Genomic DNA, 24,507 nt, shown 5'->3' with positions numbered 1-24,507 from the left:
TCAGATCTTCAACGAATCTGGCGTCGTTCCCGGCCCGTGCCGGCGGCCGCGGGCCGACACCATCACTTGTAGGCCGGGAACTCAGGGCTCGAGACGTTGTACATCTTGGCGTCCCGGCTCAGCAGATACGTGAGGGTTCGCGCCTTCTCCGCTCCCCGATCGCTGTCGCCCCAGATGACCCGGCGGTCCTCGGTGAGGAGGAACTCGATGTCGACCGGAGAGTTCGCCGACACCCGGATGACCTGTCGCGCCAGCGATTCCGGCAGTCCGGCGACCGCGGTGATCGCCTCCCGGGTGGTGGGGTCGGCCGGGCCCGGGTTCGGGGTCTCGAGAACCGGGAGCTTGAGCACCTCCGGCGGCACGCCCTGGGCGCGGACGTAGTGCAGGAAGGACACCCCCGACCGGTCGAGGACGTGGACCTCGTCCCCGCTCGTCACGATCACCACCGGCACCCGCTCGACGACGGTGATGGTCAGCGACGAGGGGTAGGACCGCTGGACGCGGACGGATTCGACGGACGGGATGGTGGCGACCCGCTGCGCGACGGCGCGGGTGTCCACCTGGAGAAGCGGTGTCCCCTGGGGGACGGCTGCGACGCGGAGGATCTCGTCGGCCGGGACCGAGCCGTTGTCCAAGATGTCGGTGCTGCGTACCGACATCAGCGGGGTCAGATAGGCGATCAGGACCAGCCCGACCCCCGCGGCGACGACCATCAGGGTGCCGAGGATCAGGCGGGACCGGCGGCGGGTCGGCCAGCGGATCACGAGACCCGTCCCGTGAGGCCCCCGTCGCCGGGGCCCTCACCGTTCGCGTGCGTCGTGCGCTCGGTCCCGGTGTCCGCACCGAGCGCGGCGAGGATCTCGGGACCCTGCATGGTGATGTCGCCCGCACCCAGGGTCAACACGAGGTCACCGGGTCGCGCCAGGCCGGCGACCTGACCGGCCAGCCGCGACAGGTCCGGCGCGAACACCGACGGGCGGGTCAGCTTGTCGGCGATCGTCCGGCCGCTGACACCCGGTATCGGTGCCTCGCGGGCGCCGTAGACGTCGGCGACGACCACGGTGTCGGCGAGGTCGAGGGCGGTGGCGAACTCGTCGGCGAACTCGACCGTGCGCGAGTACAGGTGGGGCTGGAAGACCGCGATGACGCGACCGCGCGGCGCGTCGGGGCCGGCCCGCGCGGCCATCATGGCCTGCGCCGCGGACAGCACCGAGCGCACCTCGGTCGGATGGTGGGCGTAGTCGTCGATGACCTCGACGCCGCCCCGGCGGCCGCGGAACTCGAAGCGACGATGGACCCCGCCGAACGCACCGATGCCCGCGAGGATTCCGTCGAGGGCACCCGCGGCGTCGGCGGTCTGCGCGGCGTTGACGCGGACGGCGCCGATCACCGCGGCGATCGCGTTGAGCGCCATGTGCTCTCCCGGGAGCGGGAGGATGAGTTCACGTTCGACGACCGTGCCGGTCTCGTCGGCGGGACCGGTCACCGGCGCGGTGAAGCGGACCCGTGCCGCTCCCCCGGCGGCCCGCGGCTCCCACGACAGCAGGGTCGCCACGTTGGGCACGCCGGGCGCGAGGCCCGCATGGGTGCCGCGGCCGTAGCCGAGGACCGCGACCCCGCGCTCGGCGAGATCGCCGCGGACGCGTCCGGCGAGTGCGGCCGATCCGGGATCGTCGAGGCAGACCACGAGGGTGCCGCCGGTCCGGATGCGTTCGGTGAACTTGTCGAACACGTCGACGTAGGCCTCGATCGAGCCGAAGAAGTCGAGATGGTCGGCGTCGATGTTGGTGACGGCGACGACGTCGGGCGTGTACTCGAGCAGCGAACCGTCGCTCTCGTCGGCCTCGGCCACGAAGACCGGGTCGCCGCCGTGATGGGCGTTGGTGCCGGATTCGTTGAGCTCGCCGCCGATCGCGAACGACGGATCGCTGCCGGCGTGCTGAAGGGCGACGACGGCCATCGAGGTGGTCGAGGTCTTGCCATGGGTCCCGGCGAGCAGCATCGTCCGGTCGCCCTCCATGAGCTGGGCGAGCACGCGCGGGCGCAGCAGGATCGGGATGCCCCGCGAGCGGGCGGCCACCAGCTCGGGGTTGGTCTTGGGGATGGCGGCGTGGGTGGTGACCACCACCGACGGGCCGCCCGGGATCTGGTCGAGCGCCGACGGATCGTGTCCCACCTGGACACGGGCGCCACGCGTGCGGAGTTCGAGGATGCCGCGGCTGTTCTTCGCGTCCGATCCGGACACCTGGCCGCCGCGGGCGAGCAGGATGCGCGCCAGTCCGGACATGCCGGCGCCGCCGATGCCGACCATGTGCACGCGGGCCAGCTGCGGCGGCAGTCCTCCGGTTCCCACGGTCGTCCCCTCGCTCATGTCGTCACCTCCCACGCCTTCTCCGGTCGTCTCGCCGGCCGTGTCCCGTCCGACCCGGTCCCGTCCAATTGTCACTGCTCGCCGGCCGATCGGCGGGAACGAAACGCCTTGCGGACCGGGCCCCGGCCCGCGCGGAATCCGCGAGCGAGTTCGAGAGCGGCGTCGGCGACGGCCGCCGCGGCGTCACGATGGCCCGTGCCCGCGGCCGCCGCGGACATCTTCTGCAGTCGCTCCGCGTCCTGCAGGAGGGCCGGCACCTCGCGTGCCACCCACTCCGCGCTGACCGCCGAGTCCTCGACGATGAGTCCGCCACCGGCCTCGACGACCGGTAGCGCGTTGAGGCGTTGTTCGCCGTTGCCGTGTGGCAGCGGGACGTAGACGGCGGGCAGACCGGTGGCCGACACCTCGGCGACGGTCATCGCACCGGACCGGCACATCACCAGGTCGGCCGCGGCGTAGGCGAGATCCATCCGCTTGAGGTAGCCGACGCCGCGGTACGGCGGGGCGCCCTCGACGATCACCGGATCGATCGAGTTCTTGGGCCCGTAGGCGTGCAGGACACCGATGCCCGCCTTTGCGAGGGCTTCGGCCGCACCCGAAACCGCGGCGTTGATGCGTTGCGCGCCTTGGGATCCACCGAAGACGAGCAGGGTCGGGGCGTCCTCGTCGAGACCGAAGTAGTGTCGCGCCTTGGCCCGCAGAGCAGGCCGGTCCAGCTCGGTGAGGACACCGCGGACCGGCATGCCGACGACGGTCGCGTCGAGGCCGGAACCGTCGACGGCGGCCAGGATTCGGTCGGCGAAGCGGGCGCCCACCTTGTTGGCGATGCCCGCCGAGGCATTCGCCTCGTGGATGACGATCGGGATGCGGTTGCGTCCGCGCAGGTGCATCTGCGCGGCGAGGTAGGCCGGCACGGACACGTACCCGCCGAAGCCGATGACGACGTCGGCATCCACGTCGGCGAGCACCTTGCGGGTCGCGGCGACCGAGGACACCAGGCGGCCGGGAGTCTTGGCGAGGTCCATCCCGGGTTTCCGCGGCAACGGGACCGGCGGGATCAGCCGAAGGTCGTATCCGCGTTCGGGCACCAGGTCGACCTCCAGGCCGCGGCTGGTCCCGAGTGCGGTGACGCGGGCCGTCGGGTCGATGCGGGTGATCGCGTCGGCCACGGCGAGCGCGGGTTCGATGTGTCCGGCGGTACCACCGCCCGCGACCACCACCGACAACGGCCGCCCGCCCGGGCCTCCGGTCGTATCAGATTGTGCTGCACCCGAACTCACCGGCTCTGTCACTCCATCTCCAGCCACTCCGCACGTCTGTCCCACGCGGGGCATCGCCTGCCGCGGGAGCCGTCAGCGGCGTCCCGCGCGGCCGTGTGTCGGCCGATCGCGCCCGGGCTCGGCGGACCTCGGCGTACGCGGCTGATGCGCGCCCGCCCGCCATCCCGGTGACGCCGAGCGACGTGCACTGCCGGCGCCGGGATACCCGCCACGGTAGTCGACGCCTGCTCGTGTCGACGGCGCAGGTCGGGTGCGACCTGCCGTTGCCGGACGCCGTGCGGACGCACCACGCGCAGGTGCAGGTTCGGCGGCCTTCGCCCGTTTCCACGGCATGGTGAACCGGCCCCGGCTCGGCGCAGGCTCGGCCGGTCGTCCGCGACGACCCGACGGTCCTGTCCGACCGGACGCTCCCGCCCGTCCCGAAGCACCGGCACGTACGGCCGTACGGCCGCCGGACCGTTCGCCCGCCGAGCGACGCCGGTCGAGCCGATCGCGCAGGGTCTCCGCCCGCGTTTGCCGGTAGGCCACCGGCGTCGGGAGCCGCAGGATCCGGGCCAGTCGGCCCTGCGACCCGGTGGTGAGGGCCGCGACGGCCTCGGGTTCGTGTCGTGCGGCGTTGGCGAGGAGCCCGAGCATCGCGAGCACGGTCAGCGTCGACGTACCGCCCGCCGAGATGAGTGGCAGCTGGATACCGGTGACCGGTAGCAGGCCGATGACGTAGCCGATGTTGATGAACGCCTGCGCGAGGATCAGCACGGTGATGGTCGCGGTCATCAGGCGCAGGAACGGGTCGGTGGAACGGTGCGCGATGCGGAAGCCGATGTAGCCCAGCAGCACGAACAGGAACACCACCAGCAGACCGCCGAGGAGGCCGAGTTCCTCGCCGATGATGGCGAAGATGAAGTCGTTGTGCGCGTTGGGCAGATAGTTCCACTTGGCGCTCGACTGGCCGAGACCCACACCGAAGACGCCGCCGTTGGCCAGTGCGTAGGTCGCCTGGCGCGCCTGGTAGCCGGCGCCCTGCGGGTCGTCGATGCCGCCGAGGAAGCTCATCACGCGCTGTGAGCGGTAGCCCTCGGCGAGCGCGAGGATCACCGCGAGGGCCACACCGGAGACGGCGAACGCCGAGAACACCTTGATCGGCAGCCCGGCGAACCAGAGCATCGCGCCGACGATGATCGCGATGGTGATCGTCGTCGAGAGATTGGGCTCGAGGATGATCAGCACGCAGACCAGCATCGCGACCGGGACCAGCGGGATCAGGAGCTCTTTGATCGAGGCGTTGTCCCGACGCCGCGAGGCCAGCAGGTGCGCACCCCAGATACAGAGCGCCACCTTGACCAGCTCCGAGGGTTGCACCGACACACCGGAGATGACGAACCAGCGTCGCGCGCCCTGGCTGAGCGTGCCGATGCCGGGGATGAGCACCAGTCCGAGCAGGAGGATGGCGATGGCCATCGACGGCGCGGCGAAGCGCCGGAGCAGGCGGATGGGGACCCGCAGCATCAGGTAGAAGACGATGAGGCCGAGTCCGGCGAAGATGACCTGGGTCGTGAACAGTCCGTACGCCGATCCCTCTTGCGAGTACCCCTCGACCGACGACGCCGACAGCACCATGACCAGACCGAAGGCCGTCAGCATGAACGCCATCGTGAGGACCAGCTGGTAAGAGGCCAGCGGCCGCGCCAGGAGGTTGCGCACGGCCTCGACGAGCAGGGCCGGCAGCGAGGCCGTCACCGACGCGGCGGTCGAGGCCGCCGCGGAGACCTCGGCGGCCGGCTTCGACAGCGCGGCCGCACCTTCCGACGCCTTCCGCCGTACGGTGGCCGCCCTGCTCTCGTCCGAGTGCTCGTCCGTCACGTCATCCAACGAGTCGTCGAACGTGTTCTCGTCGTCGACCGCGCTCTCGTCAGCCGCGGTCTTGTCGCTGCTCACGCGACTCACCGCGAGGTGGAGGTGCCGGCGATGTCCTGTGCGGCGTGCGCGAACGCGTCACCGCGCCGGCCGTAACCGGCGAACATGTCCAGCGACGCCGCGGCGGGTGCGAGGAGCACCGCGTCGGGCTTCGGGTCGCTCGCCGCGGCGAGCTCCCACGCCTCGGCGACCGCCCGGTCCATCACGGCGACGGCGGGGTCTGATCCCGAGGCTCGAGTCGACGAGTTCGGGATCGACGAGAGGACGGGTGCGGTCTGACCCTGGCGTTGCACGTTCACCGTGCCATCGTCCCCTGTGAATACTGTGACTGTTGGGACTTCTGGGGCGTGTCGCGCGATCGCTTCGACGACCAGTTCCCGATCCCGGCCGATGGCGACCACTCCGGCGAGCCGATGGCCGACCGCGGTGAGCATCCCGTCCATCGACGCACCCTTGAGCAGGCCGCCCGCTATCAGCACCACACGGTCGTACGCGGCGACCGCGGCCTGGGCGGCATGCGGGTTGGTGGCCTTGGAGTCATCGACGAAGCGGATGCCGTCGCGCGTCGCCACGACCTCGCCGCGGTGGGCGGCGGGCCGGAAATCGGTGAGCGCGGCCTCGACGGCGTCGCGCTCGACTCCGATCGACAGTGCGAGTGCGGCGGCGGCGAGAGCGTCGGAGACACCCGACGGACCGGCCGGATGCACGACGCCGGCGGACAGCAGACGACCCGCACCGAAGGCGCGGTCGACGAGTTGCCCGTTCTCGACGCCGAGCTGACCGTCCTGCGGCGGGTTCAGCGTGAAGCCGACCCGGCGTCCCGCGCCCGGCAGACCCGACGCGACCGCGTCGTCGAGGCCGACGACCGCGATGTCGCCGCGCAGCGCACCCGCCTTGGCCAGCGCATAGGCGTCGAAGGTGCCGTGCCAGTCGAGATGGTCCTCGGCGACGTTGAGCACCACCCCGGCCGCCGGGGTGACCGACGGCGCCCAGTGCAGCTGGAACGACGACAACTCGGCGCACAGCACGTCGACGCGGGGCGTCGCGCGCATGGCGTCGAGGACCGGCAGACCGATGTTGCCGCAGGCCGCGCCGGCACGGCCGGAGCGCTCGACGATGTCGGCGAGCATCGAGGTGGTCGTGGTCTTGCCGTTGGTGCCGGTGACGACCAGCCAGGTGCGCGGCTCACCGAGCAGACCAGCGGCGTCGACCCGCCAGGCCAACTCGACCTCACCCCACACCGGCACACCGCCCGCCGCGGCCTGCGCGACGAGGTCGTGGGTGGGTGCGAATCCGGGCGAGACGATCACGACCGCGGTGTCGCCGGTCCACGACGGGTCGGCGAGCAGATCGGAGATCGCGACCGCCTCCGCGCCCTGCGCGATCAGGTCCGCGACCCCGGGGACGGCGGCGATCGCCGCCTCCCGGCCGGCGGCGTCGGCATCGCGTGCAGCGAACCGGTCGTCGGCGAGCAGGATGCGGACGTCGCGGGTGATGAGATACCGCGCCGCCGACATCCCGGCGGTGCCCGCACCGCCGATCACCACGGTCTCCCCGGTCAACCCCAGCGAATCGCCGGCAGACGCGGGGCTCTCGGCGAGCGGATCAGCCATTGGTGGCCAGGAACTCGCCGTAGAAGAGCGACAGTCCCAGCGCACAGGCGATGGCCGTGAGCAGCCAGAACCTGATGATCACCGTCGTCTCGGCCCACCCGCCCAGTTCGAAGTGGTGGTGGAAGGGCGCCATCCGGAACACACGGCGGCCGGTGGTCCGGAAGAAGGCGATCTGGATGACCACCGACATGATCTCGGCGACGAACAACGCGCCGATGACGACCGCGAGGAGTTCGGTACGGGTCGTGATGGACAGGCCGGCGAGCATGCCGCCGAGCGCCAGCGAGCCGGTGTCACCCATGAAGATCTTCGCCGGTGCGGCGTTCCACCACAGGAAGCCGAGGCAGGCACCGCCGCCGGCCACCGCGATGATCGCGAGGTCGAGGGGATCGCGGACCTGGTAGCACCCGGTCGGGATGTCGCTGGGCGGCTTGGCACCGCCGGCGCAGGCGTTGACGAACTGGAAGAACGTCACGAGGACGTAGGACCCGAGGACCATCGCCATCGAGCCGGCGGCCAGACCGTCGAGTCCGTCGGTGAAGTTCACCGCGTTGGACCAGGCGGCGACCACCAGCCAGCAGAACACCACGAAGACCACCGCGCCCAGGCCGATGGCGTCGATGTCGCGCACATAGCTGAGGTGGGTGCTGGCCGGGGTGAGGCCGTAGTCGTTGCGGAACTGCAGCACCAGGATGCCGAACAGGATCGCGGCGATGAACTGCCCGATCGACTTCGCGGTCTTGTTCAGTCCCAGGTTGCGGTGCTTGCGGATCTTGATGATGTCGTCGAGGAAGCCGACGATGCCGAGCGCCGTCGCGAGGCCCAACACGAGCAGACCCGACGCGGTGGGTCCGTTGCCGCCGTCGGTGAACAGGCCGACCAGGTGCGAACCGAAGTACCCCGCCCACAGTGCGGCGAGGATCGCGACGCCGCCCATCGACGGTGTGCCGCGCTTGGTCTGGTGGCTCTCGGGGCCCTCGACCCGGATCTCCTGGCCGAATCCCTGACGGGAGAACACCTTGATGAGCACGGGGGTCAGCAGGATCGACACCGCGATCGCGATCGCACCCGCGAGGAGGATCTGGGTCATCGTGCTGTCCTCGTGTTCGCTCGTCCGTTCCCCGCCACGCTCTTGTCTCCGACTCTGTTCGGTGTTCTCGGCCGACGCGCCTCGTCGCGCGCCCTCATGATTCGGTCCCCTCGTCGCCGGGACCGGCGTCCGTCTCCTCGCGGATCTGCCAGCCGCAGCCCGCACCCCACGCCGTGACCACCGAGTCGAGTTCGGCGCTCGCGGCCGCGAGGAGGATGACATCGCCGGCGGCGGGCCGCCAGTCCGGGTCGGTGTCGACGAGTGCCGCGGCGGCTTCGACCGAGTCGACGATGCGCGCCTCGTCGCCCCACGACCCCTCCATGACGGCGCCCTGGTGCAGGGCGTGGACAGATCTGGAGTCGCCCACGCAGAGAGTCTTGTCGACGGCCAACCGGACGGCCAGACGTCCGAGGAGATCGTGTTCGACGACACGCTGGTTCTCCGGCGTCCCCTCGGGGGTGGCGACCTCGGCGATGATGGCCCAGGTCCGCGGCCGATCCACCGCGGCGCTGCCACGCATCGCTCCGGCGTGCTCGGCGAGTCGGCGGATGAGCAGACGTGCGTCGTCGACCGTCACCGGCGCATCCCCGCGGATCACCGTGACGAACGGTCCGGTCATCGATCACCCTCCGCGGCCACCGAATCGGTGGATGCGCTCTGTGGGGTCGACGACTCCAGCGCTTGTGCGACGACGTCACGGTCGTCGAACGGATTCTTCACGCCGTTGATCTCCTGCCCGGCCTCATGTCCCTTGCCCGCGACCAGCACGATGTCGCCGGGCCGTGCCCACGCGACGGCCTCGGCGATCGCGGCCGCGCGGTCCCCGACCTCGCGCACCGGCTCGGCACCTGCCGGGCGTTCGGCGGCGTCGACGCCGCGGGCGCCGGCGAGAACCTCGGACCGGATGGCGGCCGGTTCCTCCGACCTCGGGTTGTCGTCGGTGACGATGACGAGTTCGGCACCGCGTGCGGCGGCCTCCCCCATCAGCGGACGCTTGCCGGCATCACGGTCGCCGCCGGCACCGACCACGATGGCCACGCGGCCGGGTCCCTCACCGAGCTGCCCGCGCAGGGTCGCGAGCACGGCCTCGACGGCACCGGGTTTGTGGGCGTAGTCGACCAGCGCGAGGAACGGCTGTCCGCGATCGACCCGCTGCAGACGTCCCGGCACGCTCACCGACGCGACCGCGTCGAGTGCGGTGGAGATCGGCACACCCGCGGCATGGGCCACGGCGACCGCCAGCAGGCCGTTGGCCACGTTGTAGCGGCCCGGGAGAGGCATGACGAGGACGTGGTCGCCGTCGGGTTCGGTGATCGGCGTGTGGGAGGTGCCGTCGCCGGTGAGATCCGACGGTCCCGCGTGCCAGTGTGCGGGCGTCGGACCGGTCGACACCGTCACCGGCTGCAGGTGCGCCGCCTCGCCGGGCCGGCGGGCGAGATCGGCCATCCGCTGCCCCCACTCGTCGTCGACGCACACCACGGCGCGTACCGCGTGGTTCGGCGACGACGGCACGAACAGCTGCGCTTTGGCGTCGAAGTAGGCGCGCATCGTCTGGTGGAAGTCCAGATGGTCCTGCGAGAGGTTCGTGAAGGCACCGATAGCGACGTGCGCGCCGTCGACGCGCCCCAGCGACAGCGCGTGGCTGGACACCTCCATGACGACGACGTCGACGCCGTCCTCGAGCATCGACGCCAGCAGCGCCTGCAGGGTCGGGGCCTCCGGTGTCGTCAGCGAGCTCGGCTGCGCGACGCCGTTGACGCGGGTCTCGACGGTTCCGATGAGCCCCACCGAGTGCCCGGCGGCGAGCAGGGCGGCCTCGACGAGATACGACGTGGTGGTCTTGCCCGACGTGCCGGTGATCCCGATCAGCTTCAGCCGCTGCGAAGGGTTGCCGTAGACACGGGCACTGACGCTGCCCAGCACGGTCCGCGGGGCGGGGTGGATGAGGACCGCGACGGCGGTCTCGGGCGGCAGGACGCGGCTGAGTTCGGCGCGGCCGGCCGGATCGGTCAGGATCGCGGTCGCCCCGGCGGCGACCGCCTGGTCGGCGAACCGCGCACCGTGGGTGGCCGCACCGGGCAGGGCCGCGAACAGATCGCCGGGCTGAACGTCCTGGGCACGCAGGGTCACGCCCTGGACGCTGGTGTCGCGATCGGCGCCGCCGACGAGGTCGAGCCGGGCGCCGGTGGCCGTCGACAGGACCGTCACGGACGTCGGCGCGATCTCGCGCGGACGACCGGCGACCTTCCTCCCCTTGCGCCTGCCGGCCGATCCCTTGTGCGAGGAACCACGAGACGTCATGTGTTCGCCTCCTCGGGTGTTCTCGGTCGGTGTGCTGGTGGTGCTGGTGGTCTGGATACCTGCGGTCTGGTTACCGGGGCCTGGGTTCGTGTTCGGCGCAGAATTGCACTCACGATACCGACCCCGGGATCGGCGTCCGGGATGCGGTGCGCCGACCCCTCCGGTCGTGATCAGTTCGCGGTGAGGGTCAACCTCGGCGTCGGCGGGGACAGCGGGACCTGGGCGCGCTGCAGCATCCACGACGCGATGGTCGAGAAGAGCGGTCCGGCGGACTGGCCTCCGGTGCCGTCGGAGCTGCGACGTGGGTTGTCGAGCATGATCCCGATGACGTAGCGCGGCGCGTCGGCCGGGGCGATCCCGGCGAAGGTGATGTTGTAGCGCGAGTTCGAGTAGCAGCCACACGACGGGTCGACCTGCTGGGCGGTACCCGTCTTTCCGGAGACCTGGTAGCCGCTGACGGCGGCCTTGGTGCCGGTACCCATCTGCACGCCCATCGGATCGTCCTGCACCACCGACCGGAACATGTCGCGGACCGTCCGGGCGGTCTCCTCGCTGACGACGCGGACCGGTTCGGGACGAGCGCGTCCCTCCGGGGTGCTGCCGTCGCGCTCCTCGCCGGCGAGGATGCGCGGCGGGATACGCAGACCGTCGTTGGCGATCGCCTGGTACATCGCGGTCATCTGCAGCAGCGTCATCGAAAGACCCTGTCCGATGGGCAGGTTGGCGAATGAACCGCCCGACCACTGGCTCAGTGCCGGCACCTCGCCGGCACTCTCGGCCGGGAGTCCGACGCCGGTGCGCTGGCCGAGCCCGAAACGCTTGAGCATGTCGGCGAAGCGTTCCTCGCCGATGCGCTTGGCGAGCATCAGCGTGCCCACGTTCGACGACTTACCGAAGATGCCGGTGGTCGTGTACGGCTCGACGCCGTGCTCCCAGGCGTCGCGGACGGTGACGCCGGACATCTGGATGCTGCCGGGCACCCGGTGGACCGTGTCCGGCCGGGTGAGGCCGTATTCGATGGCGGCGGACGCCGCGACGAGCTTGTTGACCGAGCCGGGCTCGAACGGTGAGGTGACCGACGGATTGCCGAGCTCGGCCTTCGGCTGATCCGACAGTGGGAGCGAGGCGTTGAAGGTGCCGTCGTTCGCCATCGCCAGTACCTCGCCGGTCCTGGCGTCGAGTACCACGGCCGAGGCGCCCCGCGCGCCGGATGCCTGTTTGGCCTTCATGACCTGGCTCTGGACGAACCACTGGGTGTCGGAGTCGAGGGTCAGGCGGACGGTGGAACCGTTGATCGCCGGGTGCACGTTGCGGGTGCTGCCCGGGATGATCGCGCCGTCCGATCCGCGGTCGTAGGTACGGGAACCGTCGGTACCGGACAGGATCGCGTCGAGCGAGGCCTCCAGACCGATGAGACCGTTGCCGTCGTAGTTGACGTCGCCGATGACGTTGGCCGCCAGCGAACCACCGGGATAGAGCCGGATGCTCTCCGGGTCGGCGCCGACCTCGGGGAACTCCTCGGTGATGCGTTTGGCGACGTCGGGGCTGACCGCCCGGGCGAGGTACACGAAGGGTTCGTCACCGGTGATCTTCTCGAGGAGGTCTTCTTCGCTGATCGAGCCGCCGAGTGCGACCGACACACCCTTGGCGATCTCCTTGAGCCGCTCGTCGACGCCGGGCAGTTCGTCGTTCTTGCGGTGCTCCTCGTCGATCGACTTGCGAACCGCCTTGGGCAGGAACGTCAGTGACCGGGCTTCGTCGGTGTAGGCCAGCGGGCGACCGTTGCGGTCGAGGATGGAACCACGCTTGGCCGTCAGGACCTGGGTGTACTCGCGCTGCTGGGCGGCCTCGGCCGAGATGGACCCGGCCTGGATGGTGTGGACGACGATCATCCTCCCCGCGACCGCGAGGACCACGAGCAGCACGACGACACCGAACACCTTGGTCCGGAAACCGAAGCTGTGCAGTCCCCCGCTGTTCCGCGGGCCGCCCTTACCCGGTCCGCGGCCACCCGGGCCGCCTGCGGTCGCGCGGGATCCCTGGCCCGGGCGACGTCCCGGGCGAGACGGCGCGTGGCCGAGTCGCTCGAAGGTCGCACGTGTCATGGTCGTCAATTGTTCACCGCTTCAAGGTCGTGACAGGGATTTGGCGTCGGCGGGTTGCAGATCGGTGGGCGCACTGTGACAGTCCCCACGACCCGCGGGCACCTCACGTCCGGGGCACGACATTCGGCGCCGGGACCGGGGTCGAGGGCTGGGGTGTGGACCCCGACTCGGTCGGCGCCGACGAACCCTCCCCCTGCCCGGGGGCCGGATCGGGTTGAGCCGGAACGGGTTGCGGAGACGGCGCGGACTGTCCCGGGGCCGAGGGGGCCGGGGCCTGTTGGCCCGGGGTCTGCTCGGCCGGCGGGTTGGGGGCGCCGACGGCGCCACCGCCCAGGCCGATCGAATCGTCCACCTTGCGCGGGTCGATGGTCTCGGTGGGGTCGGGTTTCAGTTCGGGGTTGAGGTCGGCCATCGGCTTCCCCGATGCCGGTGCGGGTTTCCCGACGATTCGGGGCCGGCGCGGGTCGTCGACGATCATCCGTGCCGGATTGTCCGACGGGATCATGCCCAGACGGGTTGCCTCACGGGACAGTTCCGGCGCCGAGTTGCCGGATTCGTAGGTCCGCTTGAGCGCGTCGCGCTGGTCGATGAGCGACTGGTTCTCCGTCCGCTCGATGCCGAGCTTGTAGGAGTCCTGGGCCGACTTGGTCGACAGCCACAGGCTCAGACCGAGGCCCAGGACGAGCAGCGCGATGACCGGGACCACGAAAGGTGTGTGCTGCAACCGTTCCCGGAGCGAGACACCGGACATCGACAGCCCGCCGCGGGCCGCGCGCGGTGCGCTCGCACCGGTGGCCATGCGCTTGTGGCGCCGGTCCAGCGCGCGTTGGGCAGCCCGCGAACGGGTCGCGCGCTCGGATTCGATGCGTGCACGCCGCGACCGCCGACTGTCACGCTCGGCATCCGACCGCCCGGCGTCGGAGCGGGTTGCTCCGGAACGGGCTGTGCCGGAACGCTTGTCGTCGGAACGGCCGGAGCCGGGACGACGAGGGGCGTCGTGCAGGATCGTCATGATCAGCCCTTCTTCTCGACTCGTTCGACCGCCCGGACTCGCACCGGTGCCGATCGCGGATTGATGGACAGTTCCTCGTCGTCGGGACGCTCGGCGCCACGGGTCACGAGGCGGAACTCCGCGGCGGTGCCCGGCAACTCGACGGGCAGGCCGGGCGGGGAGGTCGAGGTCGTACGAGCTGCGAACTCCCGCTTGACGATCCGGTCCTCGAGCGACTGGTAGCTCATCACCGCGACACGACCGCCGACCGTGAGCACCGACAGCGCGGTCGGCAACGCCTCACGGAGGACGTCGAGTTCGTGGTTGACCTCGATACGCAGGGCCTGGAATGTTCGCTTGGCCGGGTGGCCGCCGGTACGCCGTGTCGCCGCCGGGATGGTGGCGTAGAGCAGTTCGACGAGGCGCGCACTCGTCGTGAAGGGTTCTTTCTCGCGCTCACGCAGGACCGCCGAGGCGATCTTGCCGGCGAAGCGCTCCTCCCCGTATTCGGAGAGCACACGGGCCAACTCGCCGTGACCGTAGGTGTTGAGGACGTCCGCCGCGGTGACGGGGTCGTCGGAGTTCATCCGCATGTCCAGGGGCGCGTCGACCGAGTAGGCGAATCCCCGGCCGGCCTGGTCGAGCTGCATCGACGAGACGCCGAGGTCGAACAGCGCGGCGTCGATGGATTCCTCACCGGCGTCGTCGAGGACGTCGGCGATCTCGTGGAAGGTGGCCTGGTGCAGGGATATCCGGTCCGCGTGCGGCGCGAGCCTGCGTCGCGCGATGTCCAGGGCGGAGGCGTCGCGGTCGATGCCGACGAGGTGCACGTTGGGGAATGTGTTCAGGATGAGTTCGCTGTGCCCACCGGCGCCGAGCGTCGCATCCAGGAACACCCGCCGGTCTTCTGATTCCAGTGCCGGGGTGAGCAATTCGACGATCCGCCGGCCCATGACCGGGATGTGGCCGAACTCGCCCGAGCGGCGAGTGTCGTCACCAGTGTCATCCACGGAGGGCCCCCATCGGCGTGTCGGCCATGTCGGTCGGCAGAGTCGGCGTTTCGGTGCGAAGGACTTGTCGGAGGAGTGTCATGTCGCGGGCGGGACGGCGGATCACCGTCGGGCCGCGCCCCGGATGGAGCGAGGTCCCGATCCGATTCCGTACCTGGCGTTGGGGAAGTACGCCAGGGTCGGACCGGATCGGGGCCTCGTGCCACCCGAAGCCCGAGTACCGCTCAGCCCCGTCCCCTCTCGGCTACAAGACCGCGTTCAACGCGGCCGAGTTGGCTGCCGAGAAGTTCTCCTCGTGCTGCGTCTGGTACTCGTCCCATGCGGCCGAATCCCAGATCTCGAGGTGATCGAAGCTGCCGAACACCACGCACTCCTTGGACAGTCCCGCATAGATGCGATGGTCGGAGGACAGGCTGATCCTGCCCTGGCCGTCCGGTCGCTGTTCTTCCGAACCGGCGAAGAAGGTCCTCTGAAACGCACGCAGGTCAGGGTCGTTGCGTGACGCCTCGACGATCCTCGCCGCGATCGCATCGAACTCTTCGGTCCGATACACCGACAAGCTGTGGTCTTGGCCTTTGGTGACCACTACCCCTCCTGCCAGTGCATCGCGGAACTTCGCGGGCAACGTGAGTCGCCCTTTGTCGTCCAATTTGGGCGTGTAGGTGCCGACGAATCGCACAGACATGTCGACACCTCCTGCCCCTGGGTTCCGCGCTCCGGATCGCCTCACCCAGTGCTGCCACAGTACCCCACTTTCCTCCACTTTCCACCCCAGAGGCCCACACGATCTCCCACGTTCAGCAAATCCCCAGTTCAAGCGGGCAGAATGTGTGGAACTTCGTGCGTGTCCCGTGCGCAAACGCGCGTCTACACCTCCCGGAGCGTGTGGCAGACGTGTTTCCTGAGGTGCCAGATACCCGTGCGACCAGCAGTTCCGTCATAAGTGGAGCAAAGTGGGGACCCCCGGTGGGGGAAGGTGGGGCCCGGGAGTGGGTGACGGTGGGGCGACTGGGGCGCACGGCCGGGAGCGCGCTGGATCGCACATACGAAAGAGCCGCGCACCCACTGGGTGCGCGGCTCCGGATGAGTCGTGGCCTTCAGGCCGGCCGGGGATCTACTCCTGCTCGAACCGACGGTTGAATCGTTCTTCCATCCGCTCCGACAGCTTGCGCTTGGAGCCGGACGACCCGGACTGCTTCTTGCCTCCGGCACGCGGCGCGGACGTCGCGGAGTCGGCGAGGTCGTCACCCCAGAGGGCGAAGAGACCGGCGCCGAACATCACCAGGAAGCCGAGGAGGCTGACGATCGGGAATCCCCCGATGTCGATCTTGACGATGAGACCGCCGACGAGCATCACGAGGCCGACGACGAAGATGGCCACCGCCTGTAGGCGACGACGGCCACTCGACTTACCCAGCCGACGACGCTTGACACTGGACGCAAACTTGGGGTCTTCCGCGTACAGAGCGCTCTCGATCTGTTCGAGCATGCGTTGCTCGTGCTCCGAAAGTGGCACCGACCCTCCTTCTCCCTGATCCGCGACGCCGACGACGGTCAACCGCGACCGGTGAGGCGTCTGCGCCTTATTCTCCCATGATACGAGGTGAAATCAGCCGCGACCACCATTACTCGCTGTTGTTGGTCCGGATGCACATACCGGAACGACAACGGAACGCCGAATGTGTGTCCGGCCTCACGCAGTTCGCCCGATTTGGGGCTCCTCTGTCCCGAATTTGCCTTGCTCGTAAGCAATGACCAAGGTCTCGACCCGGCGGAGGAAATCAAGGACGAGGAGTCGCATGCCGGCGACACTGTCGGGGTCGAGTGTTCGGATGATCCCCGACTCGATCTTCATCCGGACGGGCGACAGCGTGGCGAAGCGCGCGGCCAGCGGGGCGAGGTCGGGAGCGACAACTCCGATGCGGGTCCAGGCGTTCGACGTCTTGCGACGGGCGGGGCCGGCCGGCTCGCCGATCGCGAGCGCGGCGCCTGCCGCACGGAGGGCGACGAGATAGAACTGCCGAAATCGCTCGGCGTCGTCGGAGACGCCGTCGGCGTTGTCGAGGAGGAGATGGGCGCGCTGGAGGAGGTCGCGCGCACGTCCGACCATCACCGGGTCGACGGGGGCGGACCGGCGGGATGTGGGCCGTCCGGGCATGGCATCCTCCTCACTCGCTGGCGACGGTGTCCGGTGGCAGACGCTTCCCTCGTCCGCCACCGGACCGTCATGTCGTCGGGATGAACGCGAACAGCTTGCGGAGGCACATTCATCGAACACCCGTTCGACACGTTCAATATAGCTAGCGGCGCGCGTCTCTTCAAGGCGTGGGTCCGCGCCCGCATCCTTCTTCAACACCGGGTCCCGCGACCCGATTCCGCGGAGTCCGCCGTACCGAGAGGACAGTCACGCCAGATGGTCGGAGAACGCATGGCCGGGGCGGTGCGGGCCCGCTCGGTGAACCCGGAAGCGACCCGACGTTGACGCTCCGGCTGGTGAACCTCAGTGGTCAGGACTCCCGCGTGTGGCTGGAGCCCGCTCTCGACGTCTACGTGACCGCGATGGGATATCCCCGCGGGACCGAGATGCATCGAGCGTCCCTGTGGCGCGAGCACATCGCCCGGCCGGGCTGGCGCGCGATCGGCGCGGTCGCCACCCTGCCCCCGCACGAGGCGCAGTCGATGCCGACGTCCCGTCGCCGGGTCGGACCGCCGGTGGGTACGGGTCCCGACGACGTCCTGGTCGGCATCGCGTACGGCTACACCGGCGCGACCGGACAGTGGTGGAATCAGCAGCTCCGGCTCGGGCTGCGGCAGACCGGACGCTCGCCCGCGGACATCGAGATGATCGCCCGGGACTACTTCGAGCTGACCGAGCTCCACGTTCATCCCACCGCACAGGGACGCGGCATCGGACAGTTGCTGCTGGCACGGCTCCTCGCCGAGCGGCCCGAACGTCATGTCCTCCTGTCTACGCCGGAGATCCCCGCCGAACAGAACCGGGCGTGGTCGCTGTACCGGCGGATGGGCTTCACGGACGTGCTCCGGCATTTCACCTTCACCGGCGACCCCCGTCCGTTCGCGTTCCTCGGCCGTCCGTTGCCGCTGAATCTGCAACCGCCGCCCCCCGGTCCCCCACCATCCGGAAGATAGAGGGCATGGCACAGACAAAGACGACAGCGCACGGCACGGAACACGCATGAGCGGGCACGGGGAGCGGCGCGACGCGGTGGTCGTCGGCGGCGGCCACAACGGCCTGATCGCCGCGGCCTACCTCGCGAAGGCCGGTCGCGACGTCGAGGTCTTCGAACGCGACGACATCCCCGGCGGGGCGGTGTCGACCGTCGAACGTTTCCCGGGGCACCGCATCGATCGCGGTTCCTCGGCGCACCTGATGATCCGGCACTCCCCCGTTCTCGACGACCTCGACCTCGCCTCGCACGGACTCCGGTACGTCGACTGCGACCCCTGGGCCTTCGTGCCGGCGACCGACACGGCCCCGGCGATCGTTTTCCGCACCGATCTCGACGCCACGTGCGTCTCCATCGAACGATCTTGCGGCGCAAAGGATGCCGCGGCATACCGGCAGTTCGTCGAGACCTGGACGCCGCGCGCGCGGGCCGTCATGGACGTCTTCTACCGACCCGCGTCGATGGGACAGTTCGGGCGGGCGTTCGCCGGTCTCGGTTCGACGGCCACCACCGAACGCACCGGCCTGATCGGACGCCGCAGCGGCGCGATGCTGAATCTCACCGCCGAACTCATGGCGTCCGGCGACTCGCTCCTCGACCGATACTTCGACTCCGAACAGCTCAAGGCCGGGCTCGCCTGGTTCGGTGCGCAGTCGGGACCGCCGATGAACGCACCCGGCACCGCGCCGATGGTCGGGTTCGCCGCCCTGATGCATCTCATCCCGCCCGGCCGCGCGATCGGCGGCAGCGGTGCGCTGACCGATGCGCTCGTCCACCGCATCGGCGCCGACGGCGGCCGGATCGTGTGCGGGGACCCGGCCGTCTCGATCACCCGGTGCGGTGACCACTGGCGGGTGCAGACCGAATCCGGCGAGCGTCGGTGCACACCGACCGTGATCAACGCCTGCCACGTGCTGGCGACCCTGGACCTGCTGGCGGCGGGCGGTTTCGACGCCGGGACCATCGACCGCTGGCGACGCGACATCGTCGTCGGCAGCGGGATCGGGATGGCGGTGCGTCTCGGCACGACCGCGCTGCCCGTCTACCGCGACCTCCCCGACGACCTGCCCGTCCACGGCGTCCACTCGGCACTCGGCCTGCTGGTCACCGACCGTGCGCACCTGATCCGTGCGCACGCCGCTGCGGCGGTCGGTGCACTACCGCCGCGGCCCGCGGTGGTGGCGATGAGCTTCTCGGCGATCGACCCCACCCTCGCCCCGGAGGGCAGGCACGCGATCAACCTGTGGGCACAGTGGCACCCCTATCGGCTCGCCGGTGCTCGATCAACGGCGGGCGCAAGCGACGCCGGGGGCGACTGGTCGACGCTGGGGGCACAGGCGGCGGCCGCGGTCTGCGACGAAGTCGACCGTCATGCACCGGGTTTCGCGGAGTCCATCGCACACCGGTACATCCAGACCCCCGAGGATCTCGAGTCCGAGCTGGGCCTGATCGGCGGCAACATCATGCATGTCGAGATGTCGATCGACCAGATGTTCATGTGGCGACCGACCCCCGACCTGGCGGGCCATCGCGTCCCCGGCGCCGACGGACTGTTCCTGGCCGGGGCGTCGACCCACCCGGGCGGCGGGGTGACGGGCGCGAGCGGTTACATCGCCGGGCACGCCGCACTGCGTAGGAGACGTTTGTTCAGCTGAGTGTCTGGCACGATGAGCAGCGTGCGATTGTCGATTCCCGAGCAGGGTGCACCGAAGTCCTCCCGCGGTCAGTCCCGACCCCGCCGGCTGATGCCGCTGGCGGTGGCGGTCGTGACTCTCCTTCTGTCGCCGCTGATGGCCGGCTGCCTGGAGCGTTCGACGACGGTGGGCGATCGGTATTCGGGCAGTGTCATCGTCGCGACGTCACCGGACAATCCCCGTGGCGCTCCGCAGCTGGATCTCCCCGAGTCGATGATGGGGCAGGTCTCGGTGACCGAGTACAAGGAGACACCCGAGGAGTCGGCTGCCCCATCGGGGTCCGCCGACCGCGATGACCGCAGCGGGGACGCCGGGAACGGCGAGGAGGCGGTCACCCGCGTGGGCAGCCGCGCGAGTTTCTCCGATCTCACCGCCGGCCAGTTCGGCCAGCTCGGCGACATCATCGCCGACGCCTACGGCGACACCTCGCTGACGATGGACCTCACCGCCAAGCGCAGCGGCGAGGTGGTTCGTTTCCGCGGTGACACCGACCTGTCCGAACTCATCCCGGGTCGCGACTTCGTCCAGCTGACGGTCACCTTCGGCGGGCCGGTGACGGCGACCAACGGCGACCAGGTCGGCGAGTCGACGGTCACCTGGACCCCGGCTCCGGGCGAGCCGTCGGACTTCACCGCCGATGCCACCTACCCGGATCCCGCGACCGCCGCGGTCAGCAGCTGGTCCTGGTTCGTCGCCATCGTGTGTCTCATCGCGGTGCTGATCATCGCGCGGCTCGCCTATGCGAAGCGGTACCGCGGCCCGCGCCCGGGACGACCGGTCGCCACCAACACCGCACCGTCGACCCTGTCGGGTGAGGGACTCTCGGCGGCCGCTGACCCGAAGGCCTCGACAGCGCCCGAGAAGAGTTAGGACCCGAACAGCCAGGTTCCAGGGTCAGGCGGGGACGTGGAGCGCGGCGTCGACGTCCACGCCGAGGCGGCCGAGTACCTCTGAAGTCGCCTTGGCGAAGTTGAGGCTGCAGAAGTGCAGGCACGGTGCGCCCTCGGCGATGAGCCGTTCCGCGGTCTCGGTGGCGAAGTCGATGCCGACGGCGCGAACCGTCGCACGATCCTCCTCGGGACCATCGCCCGCGGCCTTGGTGAATCGCTCCACCACCTTCGGCGGGATCACCGAACCGGACAGCTCGGCCATGCGCTTGATGCTGGCCAGCGACGTCACCGGCATGATGCCCGGGATGATCGGCTTGGCACCCTGCTCGGGGTCGGCGGCCTGCACCCGGTCGCGCAGACGCAGGTAGTCCTCGACGTCGAAGAACATCTGGGTGATCGAGTACTCGGCACCCGCGCGGAGCTTGTTCACCAGGTTGCGGGTGTCGTGCTCGAGGTCGGGGGCACGGTGATGGCCCTCCGGGAACGACGCCACCCCGACGTGGAAGTCGCCGAGGGTGTCGATGAGATGGACCAGCTCCTCGGCGTATTCGACGCCCTCGGGATGGGCGATCCACTCGCCGAGCGGATCGCCCGGCGGGTCGCCGCGCAACGCGAGGATGTTCGCGATGCCCTGATCGGCGTACGCGCCGACGAGTGCGCGCAGTTCGGCGATACTGTGGTTGACCGCGGTCAGGTGCGCCACCGGCAGCAGGGTGGTCTGGGCGGCGAGCTCGCCGGTGATGCGGACCGTGCGGTCGCGCGTCGAACCGCCGGCACCGTAGGTCATCGACACGAAGGCCGGGGACAACCGCTCGAAGATCCGCACCGCGCGCCACAGCCGGGCTTCGCCTTCGGCGTCGCGCGGGGGCATGAACTCGACGGAGAACGGCACCGGTCCACGGTGCGGGGCGGACAGGCGTTCGACGATCGAGGGTGCCGGAGCGGTTGGGGTCACCCGAACAGTGTAGATAGCGATTCGCATAGCCTGGCAGGGTGACCTCCGCCTCCCCCACGCCGACCTCGCTCGATGCGGTCCCGGCGGCCGTCGAGACCGAATTGCGCAGTTTCTTCGACGTCGCGGTCCCCGCCGCGGCCGAGATCGCCCCGGTGGTCGGCACCGCGGCCGAACTGGTCCGCGACTTCGTCCTGCAGGGCGGCAAGCGCATCCGGCCGGTCTTCGCCTTCGCCGGATGGCGGTGCGGTATGACCGAATCGGGTCGCGCCGACTCCGACGCGGCGTCGAGCGTCGGCCGTGAGGCCAGCGACGCCCTGCGGGTGGGTGCGGCCCTCGAACTCGTGCAGGCGTGCGCCCTGATCCACGACGACATCATCGATCAGTCCGACACCCGGCGCGGGCACCCGACGCTGCACCGTGTCTTCCAGTCGCGGCATGCCGCCGCCTCCTGGGCCGGCGACGCCGCCGGCCACGGGGTGGCCGCGGCGATCCTGGCCGGAGACCTCGCGCTCGCGTGGGCCGACGACCTCGTGCACGATCATCGGCCGGGGGTTTCGGACACCTCCCGGTACCGCGCTCTCCCGCCGGCCGTCGGCGCCACCTGGGCGGCGATGCGCACCGAGGTGCTCGGCGGCCAGTTCCTCGACATCGTGAACGAGGCCAGCGGCGACGACTCGGCAGCCGCCGCGTATCGCGTGATGGAGTTCAAGACCGCCGCCTATACGGTGGCCCGCCCGCTCGAGCTCGGGGCACGTCTCGCCGGGGCGTCGGAGATTCTGGTCGCGACGCTGCGGAAGATCGGGCACGACCTCGGTATCGCCTTCCAGTTGCGCGACGATCAGCTCGGCGTCTTCGGCAACCCCGAGCGGACCGGCAAGCCGTCGGGTGACGACCTGGTCTCGGGCAAGCGCACGGCTCTCCTGGCCACCGCCCTACGACGCGCCGACGACTCCGACCCCGCCCTCGGGAACCGCTTGCGGGACTTCATCGGTCGCCCGCTCGACGAGGACGAACTCGGCTCCGCGCGAGCGCTTCTCGTCGACGTCGGCGCGGTCGCCGAGATGGAGGGCCAGATCGACGACCTCCTCGGCGCCGCCCTCGGCGCACTGGACACCGCCGACATCGGCGACGACATCCGCAGCGAACTCACCGCGGTCGCCCACCGGACCGCGCATCGCGAGGCGTGAACTCCCGCGTGAAGGCATCGACTCCGACGCCCACTCGCCCGGACCTCGCTGACCGGACCGCACGCGGCGATCTGATCACCGGCGCAATCGGCGCGATTCTGGTGTGCGTGGGCAGTTTCGGCGTCGGCGACCCGCCCCGCAACACGACGACACTCGCCGACCTGGGACTCAGCTGGATCACCTACGGTCACGGCAAGAACCTCTTCGGTACCTTCTTCTGGCTCGGCGTCTTCCTCATGGTGTTCGCCTGGGTCCGGCTCGGCCGTCGGACCGCCCGGGGGGCCGCGGACTCCCCGTCCGTCCGGACCCTGCAGCGATGGCTGCTCGTCTGGGCGGCGCCGCTGCTCGTGGCCGTGCCGGTCTACAGCCGCGACGTCTACGCCTACCTCGCGCAGGGGGCGGTGTTCGGTGCCGGGTTCAACCCCTACGCCGACGGTCCGGCCCACCATCCGGGCCCGCTCGTCGACAGCATGGCCACGGTCTGGGCCACCACCACGGCGCCGTACGGGCCGTTCACCATGGGTCTGCTGCGCGTCGTCACCGAGGTGACCGGCGACCACGTCGTCGCGGGCATCCTCGCGGTGCGACTCGTCCTCCTACCCGGACTGTTCTTGTCGCTGTGGGCGATCCCGCGACTCGCACGCCATTTCGGCGCCTCGCCGCAGGCGGGACTGTGGCTGGCGCTGTTCAATCCGATGGTCCTCATCCATCTCGTCGCGGGACCCCACGTCGAACTCCTGATGGCCGGCGTGCTGACCACCGGTGTCGTCCTGGTCGTCAGCGGACGGCACGTCGCCGGCACCGCGGTCCTCGCGCTCGCCGTGTCGATCAAGATCACCGCCGGGATCGCGGTGCCGTTCGTGCTCTGGATCTGGCTGTCCCACATACGCTCCCGCCGGCAGGTGACCGCCCGCGACGTCGTCGGCGTCTTCGCCGCGATCGTCGGCATCTCGGTTGCGGTGTTCGGACTCTGGACCCTGCTGGTGGGCCTGGGATTGGGCTGGCTGACAGGACTGGGCTGGGCCGACGTGATCATCAACTGGTTCACCATCCCGACCTTCGTCGCGCATCTCGTCACGCTGGTCGCCGCACCGTTCGTCGCACTCAATCTGCAACCGGTGCTGGAGATCACGCGCGCGATCGGGTCCGTGGTCCTCGCGATCACCCTCGTCGCCCTGTGGTGGCGTCACCGGCGCAACGAGAGGGATGCGGTCGCCGGGATGGCGTGGGCGATGCTGGCCGTGCTCCTGCTCGAGCCGTCCACGCTCCCCTGGTATTACACGTGGGCGCTGGCGATCGCGGTGGCGTTCACCCTCCCGCCGTGGGCGCGCGCGACCGTGGTCGGAGCGTCGACGTTCATGCTCATCGTGTTCCAGCCGGACGACGCGATCGTCTTCTACAAGCCCTTCGAACTCACGCTGGCGTTCCTGCTCGCGGGACTCGCCGCCTGGTCGCTGCTGCGTCCGGACCCCTTGCGGCTCGGCCGGTTCGGCCGATGGGCGTGGGGCGCGGACCGGACCGGCGCACCGGAGGAACCAGCGGCCGGCGAGGTCAGAAAGCCTGAGCCTGCGCCCGGCGGATGACCTCGCGGGCGGAGTCGGTGTGCAGCGCCGCGGCCGGATACAGGTCGAGGTCTTCGTGCACGGTGAACAACCAGTTCATCGCCTCGTCGCGGGTGAAACCGCCGTCGAGCAGGACCCCGACGAGACCGTAGAAGTGTTTGACGACGCCCTCGTCGTCGAAGAACACCGCCGGAATGACCGGATGCCCACCGCGGGAGACGGCGAGCAGGTTGTGGTCGCGGATGAGTGTGCGCACCCGGTTGGTTGACACCGCGAGCCGGTCGGCGACCTCGTCGACCGACAGCATCTCGACATCAGCGGACAGGGTGTCAGGCGACAACGGAATGGAACCCACG

Annotated in this window: 21 protein-coding genes; 5 read left to right on the top strand and 16 right to left on the bottom strand. The window is 70.1% G+C overall.

Annotated features, from left to right (window positions below; genetic code table 11):
- Window positions 1–62: 62 nt before the first annotated feature.
- From C5O27_RS12465 to C5O27_RS12400, 14 genes are all read right to left on the bottom strand, one after another.
- Entirely contained in the window at window positions 63–764 is a 702-nt protein-coding gene (locus C5O27_RS12465) for a cell division protein FtsQ/DivIB (protein ID WP_006356879.1), read from the bottom strand.
- A complete protein-coding gene (gene murC / locus C5O27_RS12460; protein WP_006356878.1) occupies window positions 761–2,371 on the bottom strand; it encodes a UDP-N-acetylmuramate--L-alanine ligase in 1,611 nt (536 codons plus the stop codon). The genes C5O27_RS12465 and murC overlap by 4 nt, the downstream gene beginning before the upstream one ends.
- Before the next feature lie 71 nt (window positions 2,372–2,442).
- Window positions 2,443–3,705 carry an undecaprenyldiphospho-muramoylpentapeptide beta-N-acetylglucosaminyltransferase gene (gene murG / locus C5O27_RS12455; protein WP_425269562.1) on the bottom strand — a complete coding sequence of 421 codons (1,263 nt, stop codon included), beginning with the start codon at window positions 3,703–3,705 and terminating at the stop codon, window positions 2,443–2,445.
- 18 nt (window positions 3,706–3,723) lie between these two features.
- On the bottom strand, window positions 3,724–5,586 hold the full coding sequence (gene ftsW / locus C5O27_RS12450) for a putative lipid II flippase FtsW (RefSeq protein WP_127962838.1): 1,863 nt from the start codon (window positions 5,584–5,586) through the stop codon (window positions 3,724–3,726).
- Window positions 5,587–5,591: 5 nt separating this feature from the next.
- The gene (murD, locus tag C5O27_RS12445; protein ID WP_127962837.1) at window positions 5,592–7,178 is read right to left on the bottom strand and encodes a UDP-N-acetylmuramoyl-L-alanine--D-glutamate ligase; all 1,587 of its coding nucleotides are present in this window, start codon (window positions 7,176–7,178) and stop codon (window positions 5,592–5,594) included.
- Entirely contained in the window at window positions 7,171–8,268 is a 1,098-nt protein-coding gene (mraY, locus tag C5O27_RS12440) for a phospho-N-acetylmuramoyl-pentapeptide-transferase (protein WP_006356874.1), read from the bottom strand. The genes murD and mraY overlap by 8 nt, the downstream gene beginning before the upstream one ends.
- A 94-nt stretch (window positions 8,269–8,362) precedes the next feature.
- Window positions 8,363–8,887 carry a UDP-N-acetylmuramoyl-tripeptide--D-alanyl-D-alanine ligase gene (locus C5O27_RS12435; RefSeq protein WP_127962836.1) on the bottom strand — a complete coding sequence of 175 codons (525 nt, stop codon included), beginning with the start codon at window positions 8,885–8,887 and terminating at the stop codon, window positions 8,363–8,365.
- Complete coding sequence (locus tag C5O27_RS12430; protein ID WP_127962835.1) at window positions 8,884–10,569, bottom strand: UDP-N-acetylmuramoyl-L-alanyl-D-glutamate--2,6-diaminopimelate ligase; 1,686 nt, start codon at window positions 10,567–10,569, stop codon at window positions 8,884–8,886. Before C5O27_RS12430 ends, C5O27_RS12435 begins: the two co-directional genes overlap by 4 nt.
- 170 nt (window positions 10,570–10,739) lie before the next feature.
- A complete protein-coding gene (locus C5O27_RS12425; protein WP_006356871.1) occupies window positions 10,740–12,674 on the bottom strand; it encodes a peptidoglycan D,D-transpeptidase FtsI family protein in 1,935 nt (644 codons plus the stop codon).
- Window positions 12,675–12,777: 103 nt separating this feature from the next.
- A complete protein-coding gene (ftsL, locus tag C5O27_RS12420; RefSeq protein WP_127962834.1) occupies window positions 12,778–13,686 on the bottom strand; it encodes a cell division protein FtsL in 909 nt (302 codons plus the stop codon).
- A gap of 2 nt (window positions 13,687–13,688) precedes the next feature.
- The gene (gene rsmH, locus C5O27_RS12415) at window positions 13,689–14,675 is read right to left on the bottom strand and encodes a 16S rRNA (cytosine(1402)-N(4))-methyltransferase RsmH (RefSeq protein WP_127962833.1); all 987 of its coding nucleotides are present in this window, start codon (window positions 14,673–14,675) and stop codon (window positions 13,689–13,691) included.
- Window positions 14,676–14,919: 244 nt separating this feature from the next.
- The gene (mraZ, locus tag C5O27_RS12410) at window positions 14,920–15,360 is read right to left on the bottom strand and encodes a division/cell wall cluster transcriptional repressor MraZ (protein WP_006356868.1); all 441 of its coding nucleotides are present in this window, start codon (window positions 15,358–15,360) and stop codon (window positions 14,920–14,922) included.
- A 429-nt stretch (window positions 15,361–15,789) separates the two neighbouring features.
- The gene (locus tag C5O27_RS12405; protein ID WP_035752676.1) at window positions 15,790–16,191 is read right to left on the bottom strand and encodes a DUF3040 domain-containing protein; all 402 of its coding nucleotides are present in this window, start codon (window positions 16,189–16,191) and stop codon (window positions 15,790–15,792) included.
- Window positions 16,192–16,368: 177 nt separating this feature from the next.
- Window positions 16,369–16,833: an SAV_6107 family HEPN domain-containing protein gene (locus C5O27_RS12400; RefSeq protein WP_006356866.1), complete on the bottom strand. Its 465-nt coding sequence runs from the start codon at window positions 16,831–16,833 to the stop codon at window positions 16,369–16,371.
- A 320-nt stretch (window positions 16,834–17,153) separates the two neighbouring features.
- Between C5O27_RS12400 and C5O27_RS12395 the strand changes: the two genes are divergently transcribed.
- From C5O27_RS12395 to C5O27_RS12385, 3 genes are read left to right on the top strand one after another with little or no spacing between them, the layout of a single operon-like run.
- Complete coding sequence (locus C5O27_RS12395) at window positions 17,154–17,825, top strand: GNAT family N-acetyltransferase (protein ID WP_035752678.1); 672 nt, start codon at window positions 17,154–17,156, stop codon at window positions 17,823–17,825.
- A 46-nt stretch (window positions 17,826–17,871) separates the two neighbouring features.
- Complete coding sequence (locus C5O27_RS12390; protein ID WP_127962832.1) at window positions 17,872–19,518, top strand: phytoene desaturase family protein; 1,647 nt, start codon at window positions 17,872–17,874, stop codon at window positions 19,516–19,518.
- Window positions 19,519–19,530: 12 nt separating this feature from the next.
- The gene (locus tag C5O27_RS12385) at window positions 19,531–20,427 is read left to right on the top strand and encodes an LppM family (lipo)protein (RefSeq protein WP_035752681.1); all 897 of its coding nucleotides are present in this window, start codon (window positions 19,531–19,533) and stop codon (window positions 20,425–20,427) included.
- Window positions 20,428–20,451: 24 nt separating this feature from the next.
- Here the strand turns inward: C5O27_RS12385 and C5O27_RS12380 are convergent, their stop codons facing one another.
- Window positions 20,452–21,429 carry a methylenetetrahydrofolate reductase gene (locus C5O27_RS12380; protein WP_035752683.1) on the bottom strand — a complete coding sequence of 326 codons (978 nt, stop codon included), beginning with the start codon at window positions 21,427–21,429 and terminating at the stop codon, window positions 20,452–20,454.
- An 11-nt stretch (window positions 21,430–21,440) separates the two neighbouring features.
- Between C5O27_RS12380 and C5O27_RS12375 the strand changes: the two genes are divergently transcribed.
- Window positions 21,441–22,589: a polyprenyl synthetase family protein gene (locus C5O27_RS12375; protein ID WP_006356861.1), complete on the top strand. Its 1,149-nt coding sequence runs from the start codon at window positions 21,441–21,443 to the stop codon at window positions 22,587–22,589.
- The gene (locus tag C5O27_RS12370; RefSeq protein ID WP_425269561.1) at window positions 22,586–24,172 is read left to right on the top strand and encodes an alpha-(1->6)-mannopyranosyltransferase A; all 1,587 of its coding nucleotides are present in this window, start codon (window positions 22,586–22,588) and stop codon (window positions 24,170–24,172) included. Before C5O27_RS12375 ends, C5O27_RS12370 begins: the two co-directional genes overlap by 4 nt.
- Here C5O27_RS12370 and C5O27_RS12365 read toward each other — a convergent pair.
- On the bottom strand, window positions 24,141–24,506 hold the full coding sequence (locus C5O27_RS12365) for an Rv2175c family DNA-binding protein (RefSeq protein WP_035752774.1): 366 nt from the start codon (window positions 24,504–24,506) through the stop codon (window positions 24,141–24,143). The genes C5O27_RS12370 and C5O27_RS12365 overlap by 32 nt on opposite strands.
- Between the last annotated feature and the right edge of the window lies 1 nt (window position 24,507).

The organism is Gordonia alkanivorans (assembly GCF_004011905.1).
In the GTDB taxonomy this organism is placed as follows: Bacteria; Actinomycetota; Actinomycetes; order Mycobacteriales; family Mycobacteriaceae; genus Gordonia; species Gordonia alkanivorans.
The sequence above is the reverse complement of the archived record's forward strand: the minus strand, read 5'-3'. Positions and strand labels throughout refer to the sequence as shown.

Excerpts from the sequence above, each read along its gene's own strand:
- murC (WP_006356878.1), bottom strand. The coding sequence starts at position 2,371 with ATGAGCGAGGGGACGACCGTGGGAACCGGAGGACTGCCGCCGCAGCTG.
- murG (WP_425269562.1), bottom strand. The coding sequence starts at position 3,705 with ATGCCCCGCGTGGGACAGACGTGCGGAGTGGCTGGAGATGGAGTGACA.
- murD (WP_127962837.1), bottom strand. The coding sequence starts at position 7,178 with ATGGCTGATCCGCTCGCCGAGAGCCCCGCGTCTGCCGGCGATTCGCTG.
- mraY (WP_006356874.1), bottom strand. The coding sequence starts at position 8,268 with ATGACCCAGATCCTCCTCGCGGGTGCGATCGCGATCGCGGTGTCGATC.
- C5O27_RS12435 (WP_127962836.1), bottom strand. The coding sequence starts at position 8,887 with ATGACCGGACCGTTCGTCACGGTGATCCGCGGGGATGCGCCGGTGACG.
- C5O27_RS12430 (WP_127962835.1), bottom strand. The coding sequence starts at position 10,569 with ATGACGTCTCGTGGTTCCTCGCACAAGGGATCGGCCGGCAGGCGCAAG.
- C5O27_RS12425 (WP_006356871.1), bottom strand. The coding sequence starts at position 12,674 with ATGACACGTGCGACCTTCGAGCGACTCGGCCACGCGCCGTCTCGCCCG.
- ftsL (WP_127962834.1), bottom strand. The coding sequence starts at position 13,686 with ATGACGATCCTGCACGACGCCCCTCGTCGTCCCGGCTCCGGCCGTTCC.
- mraZ (WP_006356868.1), bottom strand. The coding sequence starts at position 15,360 with ATGTCTGTGCGATTCGTCGGCACCTACACGCCCAAATTGGACGACAAA.
- C5O27_RS12400 (WP_006356866.1), bottom strand. The coding sequence starts at position 16,833 with ATGCCCGGACGGCCCACATCCCGCCGGTCCGCCCCCGTCGACCCGGTG.
- C5O27_RS12390 (WP_127962832.1), top strand. The coding sequence starts at position 17,872 with ATGAGCGGGCACGGGGAGCGGCGCGACGCGGTGGTCGTCGGCGGCGGC.
- C5O27_RS12385 (WP_035752681.1), top strand. The coding sequence starts at position 19,531 with ATGAGCAGCGTGCGATTGTCGATTCCCGAGCAGGGTGCACCGAAGTCC.
- C5O27_RS12380 (WP_035752683.1), bottom strand. The coding sequence starts at position 21,429 with ATGCGAATCGCTATCTACACTGTTCGGGTGACCCCAACCGCTCCGGCA.